The organism is Phytopseudomonas argentinensis (genome assembly GCF_900113905.1).
Taxonomy (GTDB): domain Bacteria; phylum Pseudomonadota; class Gammaproteobacteria; order Pseudomonadales; family Pseudomonadaceae; genus Aquipseudomonas; species Aquipseudomonas argentinensis.
Genome location: NZ_FORC01000001.1, coordinates 1,649,661 through 1,674,026, shown reverse-complemented (window position 1 = coordinate 1,674,026; position 24,366 = coordinate 1,649,661). Strand labels below are relative to the sequence as shown.

Here is a 24,366-nt window from a genome sequence, read left to right as displayed (position 1 = left end):
CCGCGTACTAGTACCAGCCGCCATCGGTTACGGTGGCATCCAGGGGCACATCCCAGCTGGCCATGGCCAGCCTGTCCACCTGCTGGCAGCTGTGGGCCAATCCGAGCAGTGTCGGTTTGTGCCAATTTTTGCGCCGCGCGCGATAGGCCAGGCTGCGATCATAAAAGCCGCCGCCCATACCGAGCCGGCCGCCATGTTGATCGAAGCCCACCAGGGGCAGCAGGATGAGATCTAACGTCCAGATCTTGCGCTGACGTTTGCCATTGCGGCGTGGCTCGGGAATTCCGAAGCGGTTGGCGGCCAGCTTTTCGTGCGCATCGAGTCGCTGGAACACCATGCTGGTGCGCGGCCAGGATTTCAGTACCGGAAGGTAAACCTGCTTGCCGCGGGCATGGGCGGCCTTGATCAGCAGGTGGGGGTCGATCTCGCCGTCATTGGCCAGGTACAGGGCGACACTGCGCGCGCGCCGAAAAATCGGCTGCTGGACCAGTTGCCGATACAGCGACGCGGCTGCTTTGTGCTGCGCAGCCCTGGGCAGGGCACGGCGGGTTTTGCGTAGGGTGCGGCGCAGCTGGGCACGGGTCAGGTTGCTGGCCTCGATCATCGGCAGATCCTCTCGTTTTCAAACTGAGTCCTGCATTCTGAAGTGGTCGCTGGCGAGCGGCCAATAAAAAGCCCGCTGCTGGCGAGGGCCAGCAGCGGGCTACGAATTATGACTCCCCAGCATGCCGCTGTCGGTTTAGCCCTTGAACCCGAAAGTTCAAGGTGGAGGTTGCAGGAAACCTTAAGGCTTTCCGTCAAGCGGACATGCACACCGGCCTCAACTGACAACCCCCGGGGTTGTGCGTATCGGCTCAGGGACATCAACCAACTGGCGCACACTCCAGGGAGCTGCGGCCAGTATAACGCAAAATAACGACCGTTGGTCAGACGCCGCGGCCGTCTGCATCATCGTGCAGGGCGTCGTCCACGCGACCCAGCAGATCGCGCACATGGTTGCGGCTGGTGGACACCTGCTGGTCAAGGTTTTGCTGCTTGTGCAGCAATTCATGGGTGATGTTCAAGGCGGCCATGACTGCGACGCGGTCGGCACCGATGACCTTACCGCCGCTGCGGATCTCCCTCATCTTGCCGTCCAGGTAGCGGGCGGCGTTTTGCAGGTTGCTACGCTCATCGGCGGGGCAGGCGATGCAATATTCTTTGTCCAGGATCTGAACGGTAACGGTATTCGATTGGGTCATGAGTCCTGCTCCAGGGCTTTGAGGCGCGAAATCATCGATTCGACCTTGTGCCGAGCTATTTCGTTCTTTTCGATCAGATGAGCGCGTTCTTCGCGCCACGCCTGCTCGCTTTCCAGCAACAGGCGATTTTGTGCCTTGAGTCGCTCGACGCGCTGGATCAACAGCTCCAGCTTTGCCGTCAGGGCTTGTAGATCGGCGTCTTCCATTGGCTCTCGCTTTGGCAGGGTTGTGCCCAGTGTACAGGCGCGGCGGTGCAAGCGCGCAAACCGGCTGATGGTCTTGGCCCGTGTGCCGGTGCTAGGATAGAAAGCCTCCATTCTAGTGATTGCGCCCCTTGGCGCCTAGTGATCGATGCCGACTTCCAGTTCTCCCTACGCTGCATTTGCTGCCCTGCTCGCCAGTGGTGGCTCTTCCGTTTCACCTGCCGAGCTGCATGGCCTGCTGCTGGGCCGCAGTTGCGCCGGCGCTGGCTTCGAAGCCGGTCCCTGGCTGGTCGACGCCACCGAGCTGCTGGGCGTGGAACCGCCGGAAAACATCCGTCAGGCGCTGATCGGCCTGCAGGAGATGGTACGCGGCGAACTGACCGGTGACGACGTCACCGTGGTGTTGCTGTTGCCGTCCGACGAGGCGCCGCTCGCTGAGCGCGCCGCGGCGCTGGGCCAGTGGTGCCAAGGCTTTCTTGGTGGTTTCGGGCTGACCGTCGGCGACGCCGCGCTGAGCGCCGAAGCCATGGAAGTGCTGCAGGATTTGTCCGCCATCGCCCAGGTGCAGAACGCCCTGGACGAGTCCGAGGACGGTGAGAACGATTACATGGAAGTCATGGAGTACCTGCGCGTCGCGCCGTTGCTGCTGTTCAGCGAGTGCGCCAAGCCAGCCGCCCCGGCGCCGAAGCCTTCGCTGCACTGATCGCGCCCTTCACCGACCGGAATCGAGCCTGCCCATGACCAGCATCTCCAAAGCGGAATACGCCCGCCGTCGCAAGGCGCTGATGGCGCAGATGGAACCCAACAGCATCGCCATCCTGCCGGCGGCGCCGGTGTTCATTCGCAACCGCGACGTCGAACATGTGTACCGCCAGGACAGTGACTTCCAGTACCTGTCCGGCTTCCCCGAGCCCGAGGCGGTGATCGCCCTGATTCCCGGCCGCGAGCATGGCGAGTACGTGCTGTTCTGCCGTGAGCGCGATCCCGATCGCGAGTTGTGGGACGGCCTGCGCGCGGGGCAGGAAGGGGCGATCAGCCGTTATGGCGCGGACGATGCCTTTCCCATCGGTGACATCGACGACATCCTGCCGGGTCTGATCGAGGGCCGAGAGCGCGTCTACTACGCGGTGGGCACCAACCCCGAATTCGACCGCCACCTGATGGAGTGGGTCAACGTGATCCGTTCCAAGGCCCGCCAGGGCGCCTCGCCGCCCAAGGAATTTGTCGCCCTCAACCATTTTCTGCATGACCTGCGCCTGTACAAGTCGGCCGGTGAAGTGAAGGTGATGCGCGAAGCCGCGCAGATTTCCGCCCGCGCCCATATCAAGGCGATGCAGGCCAGCCGCGCCGGGCTCTACGAGTACCACCTGGAAGCGGAATTGGACTACGAATTCCGCAAGGGCGGCTCGAAGATGCCGGCCTACGGCTCCATCGTCGCCGCCGGCAAGAATGCCTGCATTCTGCATTACCGCGAGAACGACGCGCTGCTCAAGGATGGCGACCTGGTGCTGATCGACGCCGGCTGCGAGATCGACTGCTACGCCAGCGACATCACCCGTACCTTCCCGGTCAGCGGCAAATTCTCGCCCGAGCAGAAGGCCATCTACGAGATCGTGCTGGCTGCCAATATGGAAGCCTTCAAGTTCATCGCTCCGGGCCGGCACTGGAACGAGGCCCACGAAGCCACGGTGCGGGTCATCACCAAGGGTCTCGTCGACCTCGGTTTGCTGGAAGGCGACGTCGACGAGCTGATCGCCGCCGAGGCCTACAAGCCCTTCTACATGCACCGCGCCGGCCACTGGCTGGGCATGGACGTGCACGATGTCGGCGAATACAAGGTCGGCGGCGAATGGCGCGTGCTCGAGCCGGGCATGGCAATGACCGTCGAACCGGGTATCTACATTGCGGTGGATAACCAGAACGTCGCCAAGAAATGGCGCGGCATCGGCGTGCGCATCGAGGACGACGTGGTGGTGACCAGGACCGGCTGCGAGATTCTTACCGGCGATGTGCCCAAGGCCGTCGACGAGATCGAGGCCCTGATGGCCGCTGCCCGTGCGCAGGTAGCCTGAAGCCATGTTGCGGGTCGACGTGGCGATCATCGGCGGCGGCCTGGTTGGCGCCAGCCTGGCATTGGCGCTGCAGGGCCAGGCGCGCACGCGCGGCTGGCGTATCGCGCTGATCGAGCCGTTCGCCCCCGGCGACGGCTACCAGCCCAGTTACGACGCGCGCTCCACGGCGCTGTCCTATGGCTCGCGGCTGATCTACGAAGGCCTCGACCTGTGGCCAGCTATCGCCGAGCAGGCCACCGCCATCGAGCGCATCCATGTCTCTGACCGCGGCCGCTTTGCGGCGGCGCGGCTGAGCGCCGATCAGGAAAACGTGCCGGCCCTGGGCTACGTGGTGGAGAACGCCTGGCTCGGCCACTGCCTGTGGCAGGCCTTGGATGCCGAGGTGATCCAGTGGCGCTGCCCGGCCCAGGTCGAGCGCATGGAGCCCACGTCTGAGGGTTATCGCCTGACCCTGGATGACGAAACCCTGATCGACTGCTGCCTGGCCATCCTCGCCGATGGCGGGCGCTCGTCGTTGCGCGAGCAATTGGGCATCGCGATCAATCAGCGGCCCTATGACCAGACCGCGTTGATCGCCAATATCACGCCGGCGCAGGCCCACGGCGGCGAGGCGTTCGAACGCTTTACCGAATCCGGTCCGCTGGCACTGCTGCCGCTCTCCGATAACCGCTGCGCGCTGGTGTGGACGCACCCGAGCCGCGATGCCGAGCGGCTGCTCAAGCTCGATGAGCGCGCCTTTCTCGCCGAACTGCAACAGGCCTTCGGCTATCGCCTCGGGGCGTTGCGCCAGGTCGGTGCGCGGGTGCCGTACCCGCTGGTGCTGATCGAAGCCGCCGAGCAGGTACGCGCCAATCTGGTGGTGCTCGGCAATGCCGCCCACAGCCTGCACCCCATCGCCGGGCAGGGTTTCAACCTGTCGCTACGCGACGTGCGAGCCCTGGCCGACACCCTGCTGACTAGCAGCGCGCCGCTCGGCGATCTGCCCACCCTGCAGCGTTACGCCGGTATCCAGGCTGGTGACCAGGCGCGTACCGTGGCGTTTTCCGATCAGGTCACCCGGCTGTTCAGCACCGATCAGCCGCTGCTCGCCGCCGGCCGCAGCCTGGGCCTGCTGGGGCTCGAGCTGCTGCCGCCGGCCAAGCGCTGGTTCGCCCGCCAGGCCATGGGCATGGGTACTCGCGGTAACCCGCAATGAATGCACGCCGGCTGGCGCGCAAGGCCCGGATGCTGCGCTGGATCATGAACCTCTACCCGCCCTATCTGGGCGCTGGGGTGTGGATCCGCCGTATCGCCCCGGACTTTCGCCAGGTCGAGGTACGGATGGCGCTGCGCTGGTACAACCGCAATTACGTCGGTACCCAGTTCGGTGGCAGCCTGTATTCGATGACCGATCCCTTCTACATGTTGATGCTGATGGAGAACCTCGGCCGCGATTACGTGGTCTGGGACAAGGCCGCCAGCATCGATTTCATCGCACCGGGCCGCGGCCCGGTGTTCGCCTCGTTCGCCATCGACCAGGCCTTTATCGACGAGGTGCGCGAGCGCACCGCCAGTGGCGACAAGTACCTGCCCGAATTGCCGGTCGAGGTGCGCGATGGCAGCGGCACCCTGGTGGCGCGGGTCAACAAGACGCTCTACGTGCGGCTCAAGCCGCGCGTGCGACAGGCAGCCTGAGGATATGAACGAGATGCGTGCAGACCTGATCATCGTCGGTGCCGGAATGGTTGGCAGTGCCCTGGCCCTCGCCCTGCGGAAGCAGGGTATGGAGTGCCTGGTACTCGACGGTGGGCCGATGACTGTCGAGCCTTTCGACAGGGTTGCCGCTTACGAGCCGCGGGTCAGCGCACTGTCGATGGCCAGTCAGCGCATTCTCGAGCGTCTTGGCGCCTGGCCCGGCGTGCAGGCGCGGCGCAGCTGCCCCTATCGCGACATGCACGTTTGGGACGGCAGCGGCACCGGCCATATCCATTTCAGTGCGGCCAGCGTGCATGCCAACACGCTCGGCCATATCGTCGAGAACCGCGTGGTGCAGGACGCGCTGCTCGAGCGCCTGCATGCCAGCGATGTGGGCCTGTTGGCCAATGCGCGTCTTGAGCGCATGCGCCACTCCGGCGATGACTGGCTGCTGACCCTGGCCGATGGCCGCGAGCTGCGTACCCCGCTGGTGATCGCCGCGGACGGCGCCAACTCGGCGGTGCGCCGCCTGGCCGGCTGTGAAACCCGCGAATGGGATTACCTGCACCACGCCATCGTCACCAGCGTGCGTTGCACCGAGGCCCACCAGGCTACGGCCTGGCAGCGCTTCACCGACGAAGGTCCGCTGGCCTTCCTGCCGCTGGGCGAGCGCGATGGCGAGCACTGGTGCTCGATCGTCTGGTCGACCACCCCGGAGCATGCGGCCCAACTGATGGCGCTGGATGACGAGGGGTTTTCCACAGCCCTCGGCCAGGCCTTCGAGTATCGCCTGGGCCAGATACTGCAGGTGGATCGCCGCCTGTGCATACCGCTGCGCCAGCGTCACGCCAAGCGCTACGTGGAGCCCGGCCTGGCGCTGATCGGCGACGCCGCCCATACCATCCACCCGCTGGCCGGGCAGGGCGTCAACCTCGGTTTTCTCGACGCCGCGGTGCTGGCCGAAGTACTGGCGCAAGCTGCTGCACGGGGCGAGCGGCTGGCCGATGAGCGCGTGCTGAGCCGGTACGAGCGCCGGCGCATGCCCCACAACCTGGCGATGATGGCTGCGATGGAAGGCTTTCAGCGCCTGTTCCAGAGTGATTCCCTGGCGCTGCGCCTGGCGCGCAACGCTGGGCTGGATCTGGTCGACGGCCTGGAAGACGCCAAGGCGCTGTTCGTGCGTCAGGCCCTGGGCCTGAGCGGCGACCTGCCGGCGCTCGCCAGGGCCTGATGGCGCTTTTCCACAGCGGGGGGCTGGGTGGAGCGAGGCGCGTAGCCGAGGCTTTTTCGTCCACCCAGGCGAGGCGCGCAGCGACAGCCTGATGGCGTTGTAATATCCGGCAATGACGTCCCGGTGGGCGCTGCAGATGCGAGTCAATATCATCCTCGCTCTCTCAGCTCTCCCAAGGTGTCTGTCATGTCGGTACGTCGCGCGCTTCTTGCCGTTTTCACCCTCAGTACGCTGGCCAGTGCCGTGCAGGCGGCCGATGAAGTAGTTGTCTATTCCTCGCGTATCGACGAACTGATCAAACCGGTGTTCGACGCCTACACCGCCAAGAGCGGTGTGGCGGTCAAGTTCATCACCGACAAGGAAGCGCCGTTGATGGCGCGCATCAAGGCCGAAGGCGAGAATACCCCGGCCGATCTGCTGATCACCGTCGACGCCGGCAACCTCTGGCAGGCCGAGCAGATGGGCATTCTGCAGCCGATGAAGTCCAGCGTCGTCGACGCCAACATTCCTGCCCAGTATCGCGCCGCCAGCGGTGCCTGGACCGGCCTGTCGCTGCGCGCACGCACCATCGTCTACTCGCCGGAGCGGGTGAAGGATGGTGAACTGACCACCTACGAAGCGCTGGCTGACAAGAGCTGGGAAGGCCGCCTGTGCCTGCGCACCAGCAAGAAGGTCTACAACCAGTCGCTCACCGCCACCCTGATCGAGACTCACGGCGAAGCCAAGACCGAAGAGATCATCAAGGGCTGGGTCAACAACCTGGCGACCGACCCGTTCCCGGACGACAACTCGGTGATCAACGCCGTGGCCGCTGGCCAGTGCGACGTGGGCATCGTCAACACCTACTACTTCGGCCGTCTGCACGAGCAGAACCCGGATCTGAAAGCCAAGCTGTTCTGGCCTAACCAGAAAGACCGCGGCGTACACGTCAACCTGTCCGGCGTTGGCCTGACCAAATATGCGCCGCACCCCGAAGCCGCGCAGAAGCTGGTCGAGTGGATGACCAGCGCCGAGGCGCAGAACATCTTCGCCGATGCCAACAAGGAGTTTCCCGCCAACCCGGCGGTGAAACCCTCAGCAGAAGTCGCCGCCTGGGGTGAATTCAAGGCAGACAGCATCGCCGTGGAAGTGGCGGGCAAGCGCCAGGCCGAGGCCATTCGCCTTATGGATCGGGCTGGCTGGAATTAACCGCGACGATTTGCTTGAATGCCAGCCGCGGCGCAGTTGCCGCGGCTTTTCCATTTCAGCCACAAGGAAGTTTCTATGCCGTTTTCCACATTTTCCCGCTTGCTGGGAACGCTCTTCATATTGTTGGTGCTAGGTGGTTGCCAGTCATCACTGATGGTGGCGCCGACTACCGAGGTCGAACCGAAAGCCACGGCCGACAAGGCTCTGGTGGTGTTCATGCGGCCTTCGTCACTCGGCGGTGCAGTGCAATCCTCCGTTTACGACACCCGCGCCGAGGGCAATGATGTATTCGCCGGCGTCGTATCGTCGAAAAGCAAGGTCGCCTACCTGGCCGAGCCCGGTGAGCACCTGTTCATGGTGGTGTCTGAAAACGCCGATTTCCTCGCCGCCAATCTGGAAGCCGGCAAGCGTTATTACGTGCTGGTCGCCCCGCGAATGGGGGTATGGCGAGCTCGTTTCTCGTTGCTGCCGATTCGTAATGATGCCAGTGCCAAGGAAGGCCTGCAGTCCAAGCAGTTTCGCAATTGGGATGAGTCCACCGAGTGGATGGTGATCGGCCCCAAGGCGAACAATTGGTATCAGGACAACATCGACAGTATCCGCGCGCGCAAGCTCGACTACCTGCCCAAGTGGCAGAACAAGAGCGCTGCCGACAAGGCTGAGCGTACGCTGCGCAGCGTAGACGGCCTGTAACCGCCATGAAGCTGATGTCCTTGCTGCTGCCGGGACATCACGCGTTGTCTGTTTAGGAGTGTGCTTGGCCCATCCTGCCCAGCGTCGCTGGTATCCCATCGCTTTTGCCGTGGCGCTGCTGGTATTTATGCCACTGCTGGTACTCATGGCGAGCTGGCAGGAGGTGGACCGGCAGATCTGGTCGCACCTGTGGCAGACGCAACTGCCGCGGCTGGTCGGCAATACCCTGACGCTGGTGCTCGGTGTCGGCGTCGGGGTGACGGTACTGGGGGTGAGCCTGGCCTGGCTCACCAGCCTCTGCGAGTTCCCCGGCCGGCGCTGGCTGGACTGGGCGCTGATGCTGCCCTTCGCCATTCCCGCTTACGTGTTGGCCTTCGTGTTCGTCGGCCTGCTGGATTTCTCCGGGCCGCTGCAAACGCTGTTACGTGAGTGGCTGGGCAGCGGCGTGCGCTTGCCGCGGGTGCGCTCGACCTCCGGGGTGATCATCGTCCTGGTGCTGGTGTTCTACCCCTACGTCTACCTGCTCGCGCGCAATGCCTTCCTGGCCCAGGGCAAGGGCCTGATGGAAGCGGCGCGCACTCTCGGCCACTCGCCCTGGCAATCGTTCTGGCGGGTGGCCTTGCCGGTGGCGCGCCCGGCCATCGGCGCTGGCCTGGCGCTGGCATTGATGGAGACCCTGGCCGACTTTGGCGCCGTATCGGTATTCAATTTCGATACCTTCACCACCGCCATCTACAAGACCTGGTACGGCTTCTACAGCCTGGGCAGCGCGGCGCAACTGGCCTGCCTGCTGCTGTTTGCGGTGATGCTGGTGCTCTATGGTGAGCGCCGTGCTCGTGGCGCCGTGCGGCCTGCCGTCGAGCGGCCACGCAGCGGCGCACTTTATCGCCTGACCGGGCTGCGCGCGGCAGCCGCCAGTGCCTGGTGTCTGCTGGTATTCGCCTGCGCCTTCGTGATCCCGGTGCTGCAACTGCTGGTTTGGTTCTGGCAGCGCGGGCGTTTCGATCTCGATGAACGCTACCTGGCGCTGATCCTCCACACCCTGTACCTGGGCGCCATGGCGGCGCTGATCACCGTGTCGATCGCGCTCTTGCTGGCATTCGCCCGGCGCCAGGTACCGACCCGCCTGATGGGCGCCACCGTTGGCCTGGCCAACCTCGGCTACGCACTGCCGGGCTCGATGCTGGCCGTGGCGATCATGCTGGCCTTCAGCCGCCTGGACAACGGCCTGGTCATTCCCCTGTCGACCTGGCTCGGTGGCGCCGGCAAGGCCTTGCTGCTCGGCAGCCTGGGTGCGCTGCTGCTGGCCTACCTGATCCGCTTTCTGGCGGTGGCCTACGGGCCGCTGGAAGCCAGCCTGGCGCGCGTTCGACCGTCGTTGGCGCAGGCATCGCGCAGCCTGGGGGTTGGCGGCGTGGCGTTGTTCGTGCGGGTGTACCTGCCGCTGCTGATGCCCGGTGTGTTGTCGGCGGCCTTGCTGGTCTTCGTCGATGTGCTCAAGGAAATGCCGGCCACCCTGCTGATGCGCCCGTTCGGCTGGGACACCCTGGCCGTGCGCATCTTCGAGATGACCAGCGAGGGCGAATGGGCGCGAGCCGCATTGCCGGCGCTGACGCTGGTAGCGGTCGGGCTGTTGCCGGTGATCCTGCTGATCCGCCGCTCGGCGCCGCGAATCGGATAGGCGGTCGCTGGCGCGGACTTGGGCCGCCCGCCGAGGGTTGCCAGGGGCTTTGTTACACCGGCTGCCAATGTGCGAGATGACCGACTACGACCATGCGGCTACAATGCGCGCCATTCGCTGCGGCCCGCCTTGCAGCCACGTCCAAATTCATCTGGAATGGCCCACTTCACCCGCGCCCCAGCCTTGCAACGCCCGGAAGGAGATCCCATGGGACAGCGCACACCTCTTTACGACCTGCACCTGGCACTCGGCGCCAAGATGGTCGACTTCGGCGGCTGGGACATGCCGCTGCATTACGGTTCCCAGGTCGAGGAACACCATCAGGTGCGCCGCGACTGCGGGGTGTTCGACGTCTCGCACATGACCGTGGTCGATGTGCAGGGCGCCGACGCCCAGCGCTATCTGCAGCGTTTGCTGGCCAATGATGTGGCGCGCCTGCAGACCCCCGGCAAGGCCCTCTACAGTGCCATGCTCAACGAAGCGGGCGGGGTGATCGACGATCTGATCGTTTACCTGCTCGGCGCGGTCGAAGTGCCGGCCTATCGGCTGGTGGTCAATGCGGCGACCCGCGACAAGGATCTGGCCTGGATGCGTGCCCACAGCAGCGGATTCGATGTCGAGCTACGCGAGCGCAGTGACTTCGCGATGTTCGCTGTGCAGGGCCCCAAGGCCCGCGCCAGGACCGCCGAGCTGGTCAGCCAGACACGCGCCAGCCTGATTCACGAGCTCAAGCCGTTCCAGGGGCTGCCCGACGGCGAATGGTTCATCGCCCGTACCGGCTACACCGGTGAGGACGGCCTGGAAATCATGTTGCCGGCCGGGGAGGCGGTGGCCTTTTTCAATGATCTGGTCGGTGCCGGCATTTCGCCCATTGGCCTTGGTGCACGCGACACCCTGCGCCTGGAAGCGGGCCTGAATCTTTACGGCCAGGATATGGACGAGCAATCCTCACCCCTGGCCTCGAACCTGGCCTGGACGGTGGCCTGGGAGCCGACCGAGCGCGCCTTTATCGGCCGCGACGCGCTGCAACACCAGCATGCTCAGGGCGCGTATTCACGCCTGGTCGGCGTGGTGCTGGAAGAGCGCGGCGTGCTGCGTGCCCACCAGGTGGTGCGGGTCGACGGTGTTGGCGAAGGCGAGATCACCAGCGGCAGCTTCTCGCCGACCCTGGGCAAATCGATCGCCCTGGCCCGGGTACCGGCAAAGACCGGTGACCGCGCCGAGGTGGAGATCCGCGGCAAGTGGTACCCACTGCGCGTGGTGCAGCCCAGTTTCGTACGCCATGGCAAGGTGCTGATCTGAGGCACGCCTTACACAGGTGGCAGGCACCTGCTAAATTCCCCGGACGGCGCGGTCGCCGTCCTGTCTGATGAGGAACGACAACATGAGCTCTATCCCCGCCGATCTGCGTTACGCCACCAGCCACGAATGGGCACGCCTGGAAGCCGACGGCAGCGTGACTGTGGGCATCTCCGACCATGCTCAGGAAGCGCTGGGTGATGTGGTGTTCATCGAGCTGCCGGAAATCGGCAAGGTGCTCGATGCGGGCCAGGAAGCCGGTGTGGTCGAGTCGGTGAAGGCCGCTTCCGACATCTACGCGCCAGTCGCTGGCGAAGTGATCGCCATCAACGAAGCCCTGGCCGATAGCCCGGAAAGCGTCAACAGCGACCCGTACGGCAGCTGGTTCTTCAAGCTGCAGCCCAGCGATGCCTCGCAGCTGCAGAAGCTGCTCGACAGCGCGGGCTACCAGGCAAGCATCGACGGCTGAGTCGTGGGTGCATGAAGAAGCCGGCCCTGGGCCGGCTTTTTTATCACTGCTGGGCAGTGAGAATCGCGGTGGCCAGTTCCATGTCGCTGGCTTGCAGGTCCGGGTGATCGGTGCGGATCTTCTGCAGCGCCGCTTCCAGGTATGGACCGCGGATTTCGCCATTGCTGGCGATATAGCTGCTGGCGTCGTCCTGGGCGGGGACGATCATCTTGTTGTCCTTGAACGTCAGGTAGGTCGATGCGGTGGTTGCACCCGACGACAGGACGTCGCGCAGGTTGACGGCATGAACCTGGGTAGAAGCGGCCAGAAACAGGCCGGCGAGCAGCAGTGAACGTGAACGGCGCATGGCAATGACTCCTGTGGGGGGTTCCTCTCCTTGAGAGTAGGGCCGCAGGCTACAGGTTCCACTGCGTTGACAGCTGCTGCTACAGCTCGAAGCGCCGTACCGAGGCCTGCATGGCCTGGGCCGAGCTGTCCATCTGTACCAACATCTGCGCCAGTTGCTGCATGGCCATGTTGTTGCGCTGGGCCACCTCGCTGATCATTTCCACCCGTTCGGCGACTTCGTTGCTGGCCTTGGACTGTTCGGTGATGGTGTGGGCGATCTCGTCGACCATCTGTGCCGAGCGCTGCACGCCCTGGCGAATTTCGGTGATCGAGGCATTGGCTTGCTGGGCCTTGCCAACGCCGTCGGTGACCCGGCTGACCCCGGCTTCCATGCTTTTCACCGCCTGCGCAGTGGATTCGCGGATGCGCTGGATCATGCCGGTGATCTCCTGGGTCGACTGCGCGGTGCGGGCCGCCAGGCCGCGCACCTCGTCGGCCACCACGGCGAAGCCACGGCCGGCTTCCCCGGCGCGCGCGGCCTCGATGGCGGCATTGAGGGCCAGCAGATTGGTCTGCTCGGCGATGCCGCGGATCACCTGGATGATCGAATCGATTTCCTCGGACGACTGACCCAGCACGGTGACGGTCCGTGACGACTGATTGACCGCATCGGCGATGTGGTTCATGCCGTCGACCACGCCAACGATCACCTGCCCGCCAGTGGTGGTGAGCTGTTCCGACTGTTCGGATATATCCCGGGCACTACGCGTGTGTTCGGCGATCTGCGCGATATTGCCGATCATCTGTTCCATGGCCGCGGCCATGCTGGTGGCGCCTTCGGCCTGCTCGCTGGCGCCGCGCGCCACCTCGCCGGAGGTCTGGCTCAGATACTGGGACGCGCGGCGTAATTCCTCGCTCTCGGTACGAATGGTTTCGATCATCTGCCGCAGGCTGGTCTGCATGTCCGCCAGGCTCTGTTGCAGCTGGCCGGCTTCGTCGCGGCTGTCGACGCTGATCGGCGCGCGCAGGTTGCCCTGGGCCATGCTGCGCGCGGCCTGGATGATCTTCGCCAGCGGCCGCAGCACCGAGCGCAGCAGCTGCCGGGTAATCGCGAGGATCAACAGGCAGGCCAGGCCCAGGCTGCCCCATTGCCACCAGGACGCCTGCTGCACCACGGCTTCGGTTCGTGCACGGGTCTGGGCAACGCTGGCTTCGATCTGTTCGCTGATCGTTTCATTGCGCCCTTCCAGTTCGGCAAAGCTGCGCGAGAAATCGGCCATCAGCGCGCGTGCCGCCTGCGGATCGACCAGAGCCTGCTCGACGATGCGCGTGGCCGACTGGATATAGGCCTCCAGCACCGGCCCAATGGCGTCGATTGCTTGGCGAATCTCCGGGGCCAACGGCAGCTTGGCATTTTGCTCCATGGCCTGGCGGAAGCGCGCGCTGTGTTCCTTGAGATCGTCGCGCACCTGGGCAGCGGCTGCGGCGTCGCCGGGGGCGGTGAGAAAGGCGCCGAGCACGTCAGCGCGCAGGGCATCGTGCATCATGTCGCCATCCATGTGATGGCGCAGGGCGTTGGCATTGATTTCGTTGGCCACCAGGGCCTCGCCCAACTGCGCCTGGCCCCAGAGGCCGATGCCGCCGACCAGAAGCGTGGCAACGATACTGACGGCTCCACAGGCGAGCATCTTCTGGCGGATATTCATGGCGCCGCTCCTGGCATGAGCAGGCTGCCCTGAGCCCGCGTTTGCTCAGATTAGCGCTGCTCGCTTTGCGGTGTCACGCGCAATACTTCTTCAAGCGTGGTCTGCCCGGCAGCGATTTTTTGCGCACCGGAAAGGCGCAGGCTACGCATGCCATCCTTGAAGGCCTGGCGGCGCAGAGGCGTGAGGTCGGTATCGGCGTTGATCAGCGGTTTCAGGCTGTCGCCCAGCAGCATGATCTCGTACACCCCGGCGCGCCCGCGGTAGCCGGTTTCCCGGCATTCGACGCAGCCCACGGCGCGGTGGGCGCCGGTGGGCAGCGGCGCGTTCCAGGGGCGGGTAAGTTCCTGCCAGTCCGCTTCGTCGAGTTCCACCGGCGCCTTGCAGTGCGGGCACAGGGTACGCACCAGGCGCTGGGCCATGACGCCCAGCAAGGTGGCCTTGAGCAGGTAGTGCGGCACACCCAGCTCGAGCAGTCGGGTGATGGCGCTCGGCGCGTCGTTGGTGTGCAGGGTGGAAAGCACCAGGTGGCCGGTCAGCGCTGCCTGGATGGCCATCTCGGCGGTTTCCAGGTCGCGGATCTCGCCGACCATGATGATGTCCGGGTCCTGGCGCATCAGGGCGCGCACGCCGCTGGCGAAGGTCAGGTCGATGTTGTGCTGCACCTGCATCTGGTTGAAGGCGCCCTCGATCATCTCGATGGGGTCTTCGATGGTGCACACGTTCACTTCCTCGGTGGCCAGCTGCTTGAGGGTGGTGTACAGCGTGGTGGTCTTGCCCGAGCCGGTGGGACCGGTGACCAGGATGATGCCGTTGGGTTGGCGGGTCATGCTTTCCCAGCGCTTGAGGTCATCGGGGCTGAAGCCCAACTGGTCGAAGCCGCGCAGCAGCACGTCCGGGTCGAAGATACGCATCACCATCTTCTCGCCGAAGGCGGTGGGCAGGGTCGACAGGCGCAGTTCCACCTCGTTGCCGGCGGGCGTCTTGGTCTTTACCCGGCCGTCCTGGGGTTTGCGCTTTTCAGCGACGTTCATGCGGCCCAGGGTCTTCAGGCGGCTGACGATGGCCATGGTGACCTGGGCGGGGAACTGGTACACGGTGTGCAGCACGCCGTCGATGCGAAAGCGCACGCTGCCCTGTTCGCGGCGCGGCTCGATATGGATGTCACTGGCGCGCTGCTGGAAGGCGTACTGGAACAGCCAGTCGACGATATTCACCACGTGGGCATCGTTGGCGTCCGGCTCCTGGTCCTGAGCGCCAAGGTTGAGCAGTTGCTCGAAGTTGCCGACGTTGCTGAGCTTGGCGTCGCTGTTGCTGGCACCGCTGACCGAGCGGGCAAGGCGGTAGAACTCCACGGTAAAGCGCTGGATGTCCGCCGGGTTGGCCACCACGCGCTTGATCGGCCGCTTGAGCACGTGGACGAGATTGGCTTCCCAGCTGTGCATGAACGGCTGCGCGCTGGCAATGGTCACCGCCTCGGCATTGACCGCCACGGCGAGGATCTTGTGGCGCTGGGCGAAGGCGTAGGACATCAGCGGGGTGACCGCTGCCGCGTCGATCTTCAACGGATCGATGCGCAGGTACGGTTGCCCGGCAAGCTGCGCCAGCCAGAGGGTCAGGCTTTCCAGGTCGAAGGTACGCCCCGGGCGCGACTGATCCTCGAGCTGCTGGGCGGCCAGGAACTCCAGTGGGTGCAGGTCGTTATTGGCACCGCTGCGGCGGATTGCCAGGCACTGCTCGGCGCTTTCCTGGGCGATACGGCCCTGGCCGACCAGTTCGCGCAGCAACTCGTTGAGATCCAGCAGGCGGTCGGCGGCGGCAGGCGAGAGGCTGGACATGCGGGCTCCTGGTTACGGCTGGCTGGTTGGCATTCTGTAGCAGCTGTCAGCATGCCTGATTGCGCCGGCGGCGACTAAGCACCGGTTCATGGTTCGCGGATCAGGGCTGCGGCCTGGTCGCTTGCTCGCCTGCTGGCGGTAGCTGTTCCGGGGCTGCTGGCGGCTCCGGCTCGCGGGCATCCTCCAGGCTTTGCGCGGGTAGGGAGGGCGGTGGTGTGAGGCCCATGGACACATAGATGCTGGTCAGCGCGTCGACGCCCATGTTGGCGGGTTTTACCCAGTCGGCGGGCACGTAGAGCAGGCCGCCACCGACCGGAATCGGTGCGGTGGGCACCAGGATCGCCAGGTGCGGACGGCCCTCCAGCTCCACCGGCTCCGAGGTCGGTTGCAGGGCCAGTACCGCCACGCCATCGCCGCCGCCGAAAAAGCACCACACCGGGCGCATGCTGGTGATGTCGGTGTTCTTCTTGTCGAGCAGGCCGACGAAGCGGTCCGCCAGATTGTAGAAGTTGCCGATCAGCGGGGTGCGCCGCAGGGTCACGTCGATCAGCCAGCCAAGCGGGCGGCGCAGGCCCAGCTTCACCGCCAGGCCCAGGGGATAGAGGCTGATCAGCAGCACCAGGGTGCCGAGCAGGTAGGCCAGGTAGGGGTTGCTGGCGAACGGCGTGCCGAGTGCGGCGAACAGCCGGCCAATGGCCGTGGACGGGCCGATCAGATTGTTGAGCAGGCTGACCAGCCAGGCCAGCACCACCATGGTCAGGGCCAGTGGCAGCAGTGCCAGCAGGCCGGTCAGCCAGGTGGCGGCGATGGATTTCAGGCTGAGTTTGAACATCGAGGGGCGTCCTGTCGTCGAGCGGGGCAGGTGGGCGCGCCACCTGCCGGGGTCATCAGCCGTGCTTGAGCAGCGCTTTCCAGGGCTTGAGGCTCATGATGATCTGCGCCTGGGTCATGCGCGCCTCCAGTTCTTCTGGACTGATCGGGCGCTTCGCCAGTTCAGCCAGTTTGTTGAGTTCGCCGAACAGCCGGTCGGCCTCGGCGATGTCGAGCGTGCCGCGGGCCAGGTGCAGCCAGAGCAGCAAGCGCTCCAGGCGCGGCAGCTGTTCGGCCAGGTCTTCGGGCTGCTGCTGGTAACGCTTGAGCTGCAGGTCGCGGCCCTCTTCGGCGAAGAAGGTCGGCAGCCAGCTTTGCAAGGCGGCGGCGCCCTGGCGATCACCACGCTTGGTGCGTGCGCTGGTCCAGGCGCGCGTCAGCAGCCAGCGCGAGGTACCGAGTGAAAACCGGCCCCAGCGGGTTTGTTGCAGCTCGGCAGCGAATTGGGCAGGGGCGTCCTGGCGCGCGGCGTCGTCCGCCTGGCCGGCCAGCACCCGTGGCCGCCAGTCGTCGAGCAGGGCATCGAGTACCTGGCGCAGTTCGCTGGTGCTGGCGCGGGGGGCGGCCTGACCGAGGCTGCCGAACAGGGCACGCAGCTCCACCAGGCAATCCAGCCAGTCGACCAGCAGGCGCCAGTGGCCGTTGTGGCGGTACTGCTCGGCCAGACGCTGGCTGCTGCCCAGCAGAAACCAGCCGATGGCGGCAACGGCGTCGTCCAGGCTCTGCTCGGCATCCAGTTGTGGCGTGGGCAACTGCAGGCCGTAGCTGGCCTCGTCGAACAGGCGGTAGCCGCGCTCGGCCTTGCTGATGTCGCAGGGCATCAGCGGCAGGTCGGCGGCCAGCTCGGCAGCCAGTTCCAGCAGCGCTTCGGGCTCACCCTGGCGCAGTTCCAGCTCCAGCTCGCAGATTTCTTCCTGCTGTTTGCCGGCGATCACTTTGCCCAGGTCCAGCGCCGCTTCGATGACCACCCGCGCCTTGCCGCGGCCCCAGGCGATCTCGGCGCGCTGGCGCACGAAATCGGTAGTGAAGATCGGTTTGAGCTGCTTTTTGTCCAGTTCGGCCAGGGCCGCTGGCCAGCAGCTGTCGTCGAGCTTCTTGAGATCCAGTTTGGCCTTGCTCAGGTACCAGTCCCACTCGTTGCGCTCGGACAAGCCGGCCACACTCTGGCCGCGGCTCTTGAGGGTCTGGATGATCTGTTCGCCATCCTTGCGCAGGCGCAGGGCAACCTTGGCACCAGCAAGGTCGCGGGCCTCGGTGTCGAAATACTGGTTGAACAGCTCGCTCGTCTCCCAGCCGGCCTTGCTGCGTTTTTTCAGCAGGGGGTGGGTTTGCAGGGCGGCCAGGGTTTCGCGACTGGCGCGCAGTTTGATTTCGGTTTCTTTATTCATTGCGAGGGCTCGGTGAAGCGGCGACGGCGGCGGGGGTTGCGCGGTGCGAGGCGCTGCCCCGCACGTTAGGCCGTACAGGGTAGAGCAAAAGCGCGGCGGATGCAGGTCGGCGAACATGGCTGACGCCGGAGTGGGGTGTGGTGAAAATATTCATGCTGGTATTTTTCCTGATTTTCATCCGCTTTTCGCGGGAAATCAGTGACGAAATACGACTTTATGACCAAACGATGACACGCGCTGGCCTGGCCAGGATGTCATCCGTATACTTGCCGCCTCTTTGACAGACAGGGGTCACCCCCATGCCAAGCAATCCGTTCATCAGCAGCCTGTTTGGCCGCTCGCCGATCGGGCCGATGCAACAGCATATCGCCAAGGCTCATGAATGCGCCGCCAATCTGGTGCCATTCTTCGAGGCTGTGATGGCCGAAGACTGGACGCGGGTCGAGCAGGTGCAGCAGGCCATGGTGCGCCTGGAGAACGAGGCCGACAAGCTCAAGAAGAACGTGCGCATGCACCTGCCCAAGAGCCTGTTTCTGCCGGTACCGCGTTCCGATCTGCTGGAACTGCTCAGCACCCAGGACAAGGTCGCCAACCGGGCCAAGGATATCGCCGGGTTGATGCTGGGCCGTTCCATGACCATCCCTGCCGCGCTGCAGCCGCTGATGCTGGCGTATGTGCAGCGTTGCGTGGACGCCAGTGCCCAGGCACTCAAGGCGATGAAGGAGCTGGATTCGCTGCTCGAGGCCGGTTTCGCCGGTCGTGAGGCCACCCTGGTCGAGCGCATGGTCGAGGAGCTCGAGGAAATCGAGCGCGAAACCGACCGCCAGCAGATCGAGGTGCGCCGCACCTTGTTCAAACTGGAAAAGGATCTTCCCGCAGTCGATGTGATGTTCCTCTATCGGATCATCGACTGGGTCGGAGACATTGCCGATCGCGCCGAGCGCGTAGGCAACCGACTGGAACAACTGCTGGCGCGCTGACTCGCCAGCATCCTTTCTGGGTTTACAGGTAAATCTCTATGTCTCTTGTCGCGGACTACGGTTTCGTACTCCTCGTGATGGCCTGCTGCTTTGGTTTGTTCATGGCGTGGGGCGTTGGTGCCAATGATGTGTCCAATGCCATGGGTACCTCGGTGGGTGCCAAGGCACTGACCATCAAGCAGGCGATCCTGATCGCCATGGTTTTCGAGTTCTGCGGTGCCTATCTGGCCGGTGGGCAGGTCACCGAAACCATCAAGAACGGCATCGTCGATGCCTCGGTGATTCCCGCCGACATGTTCGTGCTGGGCATGATGGCCTCGTTGTTGTCGGCCGGTACCTGGCTGCTGATCGCCTCGATTCGCGGCTGGCCGGTCTCCACCACCCACTCGATCGTCGGCGCCCTCATCGGTTTCGCCTCGGTCAGCGTATCGGTCGATGCGGTGAACTGGGGCGGCCTGGTGCCGATCGTCTCCAGCTGGGTGGTGACCCCCTTCATTTCCGGTCTGCTGGCCTTCGGCCTGTTCATGAGCGTGCAATGGCTGATCTTCGACACCGAGGATCCATTTCGCAACGCCAAGCGCTGGGTGCCGGTGTACATGTTCCTGACCGGCTTCATGCTGGCGCTGATGACTTTTACCAAGGGCCTCAAGCACGTCGGCCTGAACTTCACCACCGGCCAGAGCATTCTGCTGTCCGCCGGTGTCGGTCTTCTGGTGGCCGGCCTGGGCATGCTGTTGCTGCGCCGCATCAAGCTGGACGAGGAAGCCGACAAGGACTTCCATTTCGCCAGCGTCGAGAAGGTCTTCGCGGTGCTGATGATCTTCACTGCCTGTTCCATGGCCTTCGCCCACGGCGCCAGTGACGTCTCCAACGCCGTCGGCCCGTTGGCAGCGGTGGTAGGGGTAATCGAGGCGGGTGGCGACATGGCCATCGGCGGCCAGTCTTCGGTACCCGGCTGGGTGCTGCTGATGGGCGCCGTGGGCATCGTCATCGGCCTGGCCACCTATGGCTGGAAGGTGATCGCCACCATCGGCAAGAAAATCACCGAGCTGACCCCGAGCCGCGGTTTCGCCGCCGAGCTGGCCACCGCCGCCACCGTCGTCGCCGCGTCGGGCATCGGCCTGCCGATCTCCACCACTCACACGCTGGTCGGTGCGGTACTGGGCATCGGCATGGCGCGGGGCATCGGCGCGCTCAACCTGGCGGTAGTCGGGCGGATCTTCACCTCATGGGTGGTGACCCTGCCGATTGGTGCCGCGCTGGCGATTATCTATCTTGAAATCTTCATGCTGATCTTCTTGTGATCGTTTGACGGTCTGCTGCGCGGCCGTTAACGAGCGCATGCTTTGGTAGGAGGGGCCGGGCGGCGATCCGCTTTAGCCCCGGGCTCTTTGTAACCCGATGAAAAGCTTGTGGCTAAAGCCACTCCTACTCGATTGTCGGCCCTGAAAAACAGCGATTCTCTATTGGCGGTTCTCGCGGGCAACGCTTCACTCTATGATGAGGCGACCGACCCGAGAGAGCCGCCATGTCATTTCTCCCCCTCAAGGATCGCTTCGCGGCGCTGATCGCCGTGCCATCGGTCAGTTGCACCCAGCCCGCCCTGGATCAATCCAACCAGCCGGTCATCGATCTGTTGGCCAACTGGCTGAGTGAGCTGGGTTTCTCCTGTGAAAAACAGCAGGTTGAGCCGGGCAAGTTCAATCTGATCGCCACCTACGGCAGCGGCCCTGGCGGTCTGGTGCTGGCCGGGCACAGCGATACCGTGCCGTTCGACGAAGCCCTGTGGCAGAGCGACCCGCTCAAACTCACCGAAACCGGTGATCGCTGGGTCGGCCTGGGCGTGTGCGACATGAAGGGCTTCTTCGCGTTGATCATCGAGGCGGTGCAGACGCTGCTCGACCAGCCGTTCAGGCAACCGCTGATCATCCTCGCCACCTGCGACGAGGAAAGCTCGATGTCCGGCGCCCGGGCGCTGGCCGAAGCCGGGCGGCCGCTGGGCCGCGCGGCGGTCATCGGCGAGCCCACCGGGCTCAAGCCGATCCGCCTGCACAAGGGCGTGATGATGGAGCGCATCGACATCCTCGGGCAGAGCGGCCACTCCTCCAATCCGGCTCTGGGCCGCAGCGCCCTGGATGTCATGCACGAGGTGATGGGCGAGCTGATGCAACTGCGCCGCCAGTGGCAGCAGGAGTACCGCAACCCGCAGTTCAGCGTCCCGCAGCCAACCCTCAACTTCGGCTGCATCCATGGTGGTGACAACCCCAACCGTATCTGTGGCCAGTGCTCCCTGGAGTTCGATCTGCGCCCGTTGCCGGGCATGCAGCCCGAAGCGCTGCGTGCGGCGATTCGCCAGAAGTTGCAGCCCTTGGCCGAGCGCCATGAGGTAAGCATTGATTTCGCGCCGCTGTTTCCCGCCGTGCCACCCTACGAGCAGTCGGCCGATGCCGAGCTGGTGCGCCTGGCCGAACGGCTCACCGGGCACACCGCCCAGGCGGTGGCCTTCGGTACCGAAGCGCCGTATTTCCAGCAACTGGGTTGCGAAACCCTGGTGCTCGGCCCCGGCGATATCGACTGCGCCCACCAGCCGGGCGAGTATCTGGATACCGACCGCCTGATCCCCACGGTGCAGCTGCTGCGCCAACTGATTCAGCACTATTGCCTGAGCCCACGCTGACATGAGGAGCATTGCGCTGATGCCATTGCGACGACGATAACGCACCGAATCTGCCTGCGAGGCCGGACGCTTCGCGCCCATTGCTGCTTCTTTCGTTATCACAAGGGTTTCGCTGCACATGTACGACTACGTCAACTGGCTCCGCCACGCTTCGCCCTACATCAACGCCCACCGTGACTGCACCTTCGTGGTCATGCTGCCGGGCGAGGGTGTGGCCCATCCGAATTTCGGCAATATCGTCCACGACATGGTGCTGCTGCACAGCCTCGGCGTGCGCCTGGTGCTGGTGCACGGCTCGCGCCCGCAGATCGAGGCGCGCCTGGCCGCCCGTGGCCTGCAGCCGCGCTATCACCGCGACCTGCGGGTGACCGACAGCGCCACCCTGGAGTGCGTGATCGACGCCGTCGGCCAGCTGCGCATCGCCATCGAGGCACGGCTGTCGATGGACATCGCCGCCTCGCCGATGCAGGGCTCGCGGCTGCGGGTCAGCAGCGGCAACTACGTCACCGCGCGGCCCATCGGCGTGCTCGATGGCGTTGATTATCACCACACTGGCGAAGTGCGGCGCATCGACCGCAAGGGCATCAATCGCCAGCTCGACGAGCGCAATATCGTGCTGCTGTCACCGCTCGGCTATTCGCCAACCGGCGAGATCTTCAACCTGGCCTGCGAAGACGTGGCCATGCGTGCGGCCACCGACCTGGCCGCCGACAAGCTGATCCTATTCAGCAGCCAGCAGGGCCTGCTCGACGATGACGGCAAGCTGATTCGCGAGCTGCGCCCGCAGCAGGTGCCGGCCCATGTGCAGCGCCTGGGCAGCGATTACCAGGGCGAACTGCTGGATGCCGCCGCCCAGGCCTGCCGCGGTGGCGTCAAGCGCAGCCATATCGTCAGCTACACCGGCGACGGCTCGCTGCTCACCGAGCTGTTCACCCGCGATGGTGGCGGCACCATGGTCGACCCCGAGCAGTTCGAATCGCTGCGCGAGGCGAACATCGAGGATGTCGGTGGGCTGATCGACCTGATCACGCCGCTGGAGGAGCAGGGCATTCTGGTGCGCCGTTCGCGGGAAGTGCTGGAGCGCGAGATCGGCCAGTTCAGCATCGTCGAGCGTGACGGCATGATCATCGCCTGCGCGGCGCTCTATCCGATCGCCGACTCGAGTTGCGGCGAGCTGGCATGCCTGGCGGTCAACCCGGAGTACCGCCATGGCGGCCGTGGCGACGAATTGCTCGAGCGTATCGAGGAGCGCGCCCGCGCCCGGGGCATCAACACCCTGTTCGTGCTTACCACCCGCACCGCCCACTGGTTCCGCGAGCGTGGTTTCGAACCCAGCAGCGTCGAGCGCCTGCCGGCCGCCCGCGCTTCACTGTACAACTTCCAGCGCAATTCGAAGATCTTCGAAAAGAGCATCTGACCTGCAGCCGCATTTGCACCAGCAACACCCAGGATGATCGCCTTCCCGGGTGTCGCGGCGCGCGGCTGGGCAACGTACAGCGACCTTGATCGATGCCATCGGCTGGCGCAGCGGCCCATATTGGTCAAGGCTGCAAGGACACCCTCTCGATAAAGGACTGCGCATGCCCATTCGACGCTCGCCGATCACCGCCGCCTTCGCACTCTCACTCCTGTCGTTCTCCGCGTTTGCGGCCGACCTGGCCCCTGAAGCGCTGCTCAAGAAAGCCGAGGCCGAACAGAAGTCATACCTGGCCACCGTCGAGCAACTGGTCAATGTCGATACCGGCACCGGTCAGGAACCGGGCCTCAAGACCGTCAGCGCGCTGTTAATAGAACGCCTCAAGGCGCTGGGTGCCAAGGTCGAGACCACTCCGGCCAGCCCCTCGGCGGGCGACAACATCGTCGGTACCTTCAAGGGCACCGGCAGCAAATCCTTCCTGCTGATGGTGCATTACGACACCGTGTTTCTACCCGGCACTGCCGCCAAGCGGCCATTCAAGGTCGAGGGCGAGCGCGCCTATGGGCCTGGCGTGGCCGACGCCAAGGGTGGCGTGGCAATGATCCTGCACGCACTGAAGCTGCTGCAGGACGACAAATTCGAGGGCTTCGGCACGCTGACCGTGCTGTTCAACCCGGATGAGGAAACCGGCTCCGCCGGCTCGAAGAAGGTCATCGCCGAACTGGCCCGCCAGCATGACTACGTGTTCTCGTATGAGCCGCCAGACAAGGATGCCGTGACCGTGGCCACCAACGGCATCAATGGCGTGATGCTCGAGGTCAAGGGCAAGTCCTCCCACGCGGGTTCGGCGCCGGAGGCCGGGCGCAACGCGGCCATGGAACTGGCCCACCAGATGCTGCAGCTCAAGGACCTGGGCGATCCGGCCAAGGGCACGACGGTCAACTGGACCATGGTCAAGGCCGGTGACAAGCGCAACATCATCCCCTCCAGCGCCTCGGCCGAGGCGGATATGCGCTATTCGGACCTGAGCGAAAGCGACCGCGTGCTGGCCGACGCACAACGCCTGGTGGAGAAGAAGCTGATCGACGATACCGAGGTCACGGTGCGACTCGAGAAAGGGCGCCCGCCACTGGCGAAGAATGCCGCATCCGAGCAACTGGCCAAGCAGGCCCAGGGGCTTTACGCCAAGATCGACCGCACCATCGAACCGATCGCCATGCGCTTCGGCACCGATGCCGGTTACGCCTACGTGCCGGGCAGCGACAAGCCGGCGGTGCTGGAAACCATGGGTGTGGTGGGCGCCGGTCTGCATGCCGATGACGAGTACATCGAGCTGTCGAGCATCGCGCCTAGGCTGTACCTGACGGTGGCGTTGATTCGCCAACTGTCGGCGCAGTAGCGTAGCGGCAGCGCGA

24 protein-coding genes and 1 other RNA gene are annotated in these 24,366 nt (G+C 64.8%); 15 read left to right on the top strand and 10 right to left on the bottom strand.

Annotation, left to right across the window (positions count from 1 at the left end; genetic code table 11):
- Positions 1 to 7 precede the first annotated feature (7 nt).
- From BM154_RS07655 to BM154_RS07640, 4 genes are all read right to left on the bottom strand, one after another.
- The gene (locus BM154_RS07655) at positions 8 to 604 is read right to left on the bottom strand and encodes a 5-formyltetrahydrofolate cyclo-ligase (RefSeq protein ID WP_074881919.1); all 597 of its coding nucleotides are present in this window, start codon (positions 602 to 604) and stop codon (positions 8 to 10) included.
- A gap of 109 nt (positions 605 to 713) precedes the next feature.
- Positions 714 to 893, bottom strand: a non-coding RNA gene (ssrS, locus tag BM154_RS07650) — 6S RNA.
- Positions 894 to 926: 33 nt separating this feature from the next.
- Positions 927 to 1,241, bottom strand: coding sequence for a cell division protein ZapA (locus BM154_RS07645; RefSeq protein WP_074881916.1), 315 nt, complete (start codon positions 1,239 to 1,241; stop codon positions 927 to 929).
- Positions 1,238 to 1,447 carry a TIGR02449 family protein gene (locus BM154_RS07640; protein WP_074881913.1) on the bottom strand — a complete coding sequence of 70 codons (210 nt, stop codon included), beginning with the start codon at positions 1,445 to 1,447 and terminating at the stop codon, positions 1,238 to 1,240. Before BM154_RS07640 ends, BM154_RS07645 begins: the two co-directional genes overlap by 4 nt.
- A gap of 145 nt (positions 1,448 to 1,592) precedes the next feature.
- Between BM154_RS07640 and BM154_RS07635 the strand changes: the two genes are divergently transcribed.
- From BM154_RS07635 to BM154_RS07610, 6 genes are all read left to right on the top strand, one after another.
- Positions 1,593 to 2,147: a YecA/YgfB family protein gene (locus BM154_RS07635; RefSeq protein ID WP_074881910.1), complete on the top strand. Its 555-nt coding sequence runs from the start codon at positions 1,593 to 1,595 to the stop codon at positions 2,145 to 2,147.
- Between the two features lie 34 nt (positions 2,148 to 2,181).
- Entirely contained in the window at positions 2,182 to 3,516 is a 1,335-nt protein-coding gene (gene pepP, locus BM154_RS07630; RefSeq protein WP_074881907.1) for a Xaa-Pro aminopeptidase, read from the top strand.
- Between the two features lie 4 nt (positions 3,517 to 3,520).
- Positions 3,521 to 4,711, top strand: a complete 1,191-nt coding sequence (gene ubiH / locus BM154_RS07625; protein WP_074881904.1) for a 2-octaprenyl-6-methoxyphenyl hydroxylase — start codon at positions 3,521 to 3,523, stop codon at positions 4,709 to 4,711.
- A complete protein-coding gene (locus tag BM154_RS07620; RefSeq protein ID WP_074881901.1) occupies positions 4,708 to 5,190 on the top strand; it encodes a DUF4442 domain-containing protein in 483 nt (160 codons plus the stop codon). The genes ubiH and BM154_RS07620 overlap by 4 nt, the downstream gene beginning before the upstream one ends.
- Positions 5,191 to 5,203: 13 nt before the next feature.
- Positions 5,204 to 6,421: a 2-octaprenyl-3-methyl-6-methoxy-1,4-benzoquinol hydroxylase gene (locus BM154_RS07615; RefSeq protein ID WP_074882441.1), complete on the top strand. Its 1,218-nt coding sequence runs from the start codon at positions 5,204 to 5,206 to the stop codon at positions 6,419 to 6,421.
- A gap of 186 nt (positions 6,422 to 6,607) precedes the next feature.
- On the top strand, positions 6,608 to 7,609 hold the full coding sequence (locus BM154_RS07610) for an extracellular solute-binding protein (protein WP_074881898.1): 1,002 nt from the start codon (positions 6,608 to 6,610) through the stop codon (positions 7,607 to 7,609).
- Here BM154_RS07610 and BM154_RS24380 read toward each other — a convergent pair.
- The gene (locus BM154_RS24380; RefSeq protein WP_244157072.1) at positions 7,606 to 7,827 is read right to left on the bottom strand and encodes a hypothetical protein; all 222 of its coding nucleotides are present in this window, start codon (positions 7,825 to 7,827) and stop codon (positions 7,606 to 7,608) included. The two genes, BM154_RS07610 and BM154_RS24380, sit on opposite strands and share 4 nt — an antisense overlap.
- Here BM154_RS24380 and BM154_RS07605 point away from each other — a divergent pair.
- From BM154_RS07605 to gcvH, 4 genes are all read left to right on the top strand, one after another.
- On the top strand, positions 7,826 to 8,302 hold the full coding sequence (locus tag BM154_RS07605) for a hypothetical protein (protein ID WP_244157071.1): 477 nt from the start codon (positions 7,826 to 7,828) through the stop codon (positions 8,300 to 8,302). The genes BM154_RS24380 and BM154_RS07605 overlap by 2 nt on opposite strands.
- A gap of 64 nt (positions 8,303 to 8,366) precedes the next feature.
- Entirely contained in the window at positions 8,367 to 9,983 is a 1,617-nt protein-coding gene (locus BM154_RS07600) for an ABC transporter permease (protein ID WP_074881893.1), read from the top strand.
- Between the two features lie 207 nt (positions 9,984 to 10,190).
- On the top strand, positions 10,191 to 11,285 hold the full coding sequence (gene gcvT, locus BM154_RS07595; protein ID WP_074881890.1) for a glycine cleavage system aminomethyltransferase GcvT: 1,095 nt from the start codon (positions 10,191 to 10,193) through the stop codon (positions 11,283 to 11,285).
- A gap of 82 nt (positions 11,286 to 11,367) precedes the next feature.
- Complete coding sequence (gcvH, locus tag BM154_RS07590) at positions 11,368 to 11,751, top strand: glycine cleavage system protein GcvH (RefSeq protein ID WP_074881887.1); 384 nt, start codon at positions 11,368 to 11,370, stop codon at positions 11,749 to 11,751.
- Positions 11,752 to 11,794: 43 nt separating this feature from the next.
- Here the strand turns inward: gcvH and BM154_RS07585 are convergent, their stop codons facing one another.
- The 5 genes from BM154_RS07585 to BM154_RS07565 all read right to left on the bottom strand — a co-directional run bounded on the left by BM154_RS07585 (position 11,795) and on the right by BM154_RS07565 (position 17,877).
- Positions 11,795 to 12,097 (bottom strand): DUF2388 domain-containing protein, encoded by a 303-nt coding sequence (locus tag BM154_RS07585; RefSeq protein WP_074881885.1) that lies wholly within the window; start codon positions 12,095 to 12,097, stop codon positions 11,795 to 11,797.
- Positions 12,098 to 12,176: 79 nt separating this feature from the next.
- A complete protein-coding gene (locus BM154_RS07580) occupies positions 12,177 to 13,784 on the bottom strand; it encodes a methyl-accepting chemotaxis protein (protein WP_074881882.1) in 1,608 nt (535 codons plus the stop codon).
- A 50-nt stretch (positions 13,785 to 13,834) separates the two neighbouring features.
- Positions 13,835 to 15,619: a type IV pilus assembly ATPase TfpB gene (gene tfpB / locus BM154_RS07575; RefSeq protein ID WP_074881879.1), complete on the bottom strand. Its 1,785-nt coding sequence runs from the start codon at positions 15,617 to 15,619 to the stop codon at positions 13,835 to 13,837.
- A 100-nt stretch (positions 15,620 to 15,719) separates the two neighbouring features.
- On the bottom strand, positions 15,720 to 16,451 hold the full coding sequence (locus BM154_RS07570; protein ID WP_074881876.1) for a DUF502 domain-containing protein: 732 nt from the start codon (positions 16,449 to 16,451) through the stop codon (positions 15,720 to 15,722).
- Between the two features lie 55 nt (positions 16,452 to 16,506).
- Positions 16,507 to 17,877 carry a CYTH domain-containing protein gene (locus BM154_RS07565; protein ID WP_074881873.1) on the bottom strand — a complete coding sequence of 457 codons (1,371 nt, stop codon included), beginning with the start codon at positions 17,875 to 17,877 and terminating at the stop codon, positions 16,507 to 16,509.
- 299 nt (positions 17,878 to 18,176) lie between these two features.
- On the opposite strand from BM154_RS07565, the gene BM154_RS07560 reads away from it, so the two are divergent.
- The 5 genes from BM154_RS07560 (at position 18,177) to BM154_RS07540 (ending at position 24,350) form a co-directional block, all read left to right on the top strand.
- The gene (locus BM154_RS07560; RefSeq protein WP_074881870.1) at positions 18,177 to 18,857 is read left to right on the top strand and encodes a TIGR00153 family protein; all 681 of its coding nucleotides are present in this window, start codon (positions 18,177 to 18,179) and stop codon (positions 18,855 to 18,857) included.
- A 38-nt stretch (positions 18,858 to 18,895) separates the two neighbouring features.
- Positions 18,896 to 20,161, top strand: a complete 1,266-nt coding sequence (locus tag BM154_RS07555) for an inorganic phosphate transporter (protein WP_074881867.1) — start codon at positions 18,896 to 18,898, stop codon at positions 20,159 to 20,161.
- Positions 20,162 to 20,385: 224 nt separating this feature from the next.
- Entirely contained in the window at positions 20,386 to 21,534 is a 1,149-nt protein-coding gene (argE, locus tag BM154_RS07550; protein WP_074881864.1) for an acetylornithine deacetylase, read from the top strand.
- A gap of 118 nt (positions 21,535 to 21,652) precedes the next feature.
- Entirely contained in the window at positions 21,653 to 22,951 is a 1,299-nt protein-coding gene (argA, locus tag BM154_RS07545) for an amino-acid N-acetyltransferase (RefSeq protein WP_074881861.1), read from the top strand.
- Between the two features lie 163 nt (positions 22,952 to 23,114).
- Entirely contained in the window at positions 23,115 to 24,350 is a 1,236-nt protein-coding gene (locus tag BM154_RS07540; protein ID WP_074881858.1) for a M20/M25/M40 family metallo-hydrolase, read from the top strand.
- Positions 24,351 to 24,366 lie beyond the last annotated feature (16 nt).

Bases quoted from the DNA above. Each gene is read 5' to 3' on its own strand.
- BM154_RS07605 (WP_244157071.1), top strand. From the start codon at position 7,826: ATGCGGCCTTCGTCACTCGGCGGTGCAGTGCAATCCTCCGTTTACGAC.
- BM154_RS07655 (WP_074881919.1), bottom strand. From the start codon at position 604: ATGATCGAGGCCAGCAACCTGACCCGTGCCCAGCTGCGCCGCACCCTA.
- tfpB (WP_074881879.1), bottom strand. From the start codon at position 15,619: ATGTCCAGCCTCTCGCCTGCCGCCGCCGACCGCCTGCTGGATCTCAAC.
- BM154_RS07560 (WP_074881870.1), top strand. From the start codon at position 18,177: ATGCCAAGCAATCCGTTCATCAGCAGCCTGTTTGGCCGCTCGCCGATC.
- gcvT (WP_074881890.1), top strand. From the start codon at position 10,191: ATGGGACAGCGCACACCTCTTTACGACCTGCACCTGGCACTCGGCGCC.
- BM154_RS07580 (WP_074881882.1), bottom strand. From the start codon at position 13,784: ATGAATATCCGCCAGAAGATGCTCGCCTGTGGAGCCGTCAGTATCGTT.
- BM154_RS24380 (WP_244157072.1), bottom strand. From the start codon at position 7,827: ATGAACACCACCAGAGCCTTGTCGGCCGTGGCTTTCGGTTCGACCTCG.
- BM154_RS07585 (WP_074881885.1), bottom strand. From the start codon at position 12,097: ATGCGCCGTTCACGTTCACTGCTGCTCGCCGGCCTGTTTCTGGCCGCT.
- BM154_RS07540 (WP_074881858.1), top strand. From the start codon at position 23,115: ATGCCCATTCGACGCTCGCCGATCACCGCCGCCTTCGCACTCTCACTC.
- BM154_RS07640 (WP_074881913.1), bottom strand. From the start codon at position 1,447: ATGGAAGACGCCGATCTACAAGCCCTGACGGCAAAGCTGGAGCTGTTG.
- BM154_RS07615 (WP_074882441.1), top strand. From the start codon at position 5,204: ATGCGTGCAGACCTGATCATCGTCGGTGCCGGAATGGTTGGCAGTGCC.
- argA (WP_074881861.1), top strand. From the start codon at position 21,653: ATGTACGACTACGTCAACTGGCTCCGCCACGCTTCGCCCTACATCAAC.
- gcvH (WP_074881887.1), top strand. From the start codon at position 11,368: ATGAGCTCTATCCCCGCCGATCTGCGTTACGCCACCAGCCACGAATGG.
- BM154_RS07570 (WP_074881876.1), bottom strand. From the start codon at position 16,451: ATGTTCAAACTCAGCCTGAAATCCATCGCCGCCACCTGGCTGACCGGC.
- BM154_RS07635 (WP_074881910.1), top strand. From the start codon at position 1,593: ATGCCGACTTCCAGTTCTCCCTACGCTGCATTTGCTGCCCTGCTCGCC.
- BM154_RS07555 (WP_074881867.1), top strand. From the start codon at position 18,896: ATGTCTCTTGTCGCGGACTACGGTTTCGTACTCCTCGTGATGGCCTGC.
- BM154_RS07565 (WP_074881873.1), bottom strand. From the start codon at position 17,877: ATGAATAAAGAAACCGAAATCAAACTGCGCGCCAGTCGCGAAACCCTG.
- BM154_RS07620 (WP_074881901.1), top strand. From the start codon at position 4,708: ATGAATGCACGCCGGCTGGCGCGCAAGGCCCGGATGCTGCGCTGGATC.
- ubiH (WP_074881904.1), top strand. From the start codon at position 3,521: ATGTTGCGGGTCGACGTGGCGATCATCGGCGGCGGCCTGGTTGGCGCC.
- BM154_RS07610 (WP_074881898.1), top strand. From the start codon at position 6,608: ATGTCGGTACGTCGCGCGCTTCTTGCCGTTTTCACCCTCAGTACGCTG.
- BM154_RS07645 (WP_074881916.1), bottom strand. From the start codon at position 1,241: ATGACCCAATCGAATACCGTTACCGTTCAGATCCTGGACAAAGAATAT.
- argE (WP_074881864.1), top strand. From the start codon at position 20,386: ATGTCATTTCTCCCCCTCAAGGATCGCTTCGCGGCGCTGATCGCCGTG.
- pepP (WP_074881907.1), top strand. From the start codon at position 2,182: ATGACCAGCATCTCCAAAGCGGAATACGCCCGCCGTCGCAAGGCGCTG.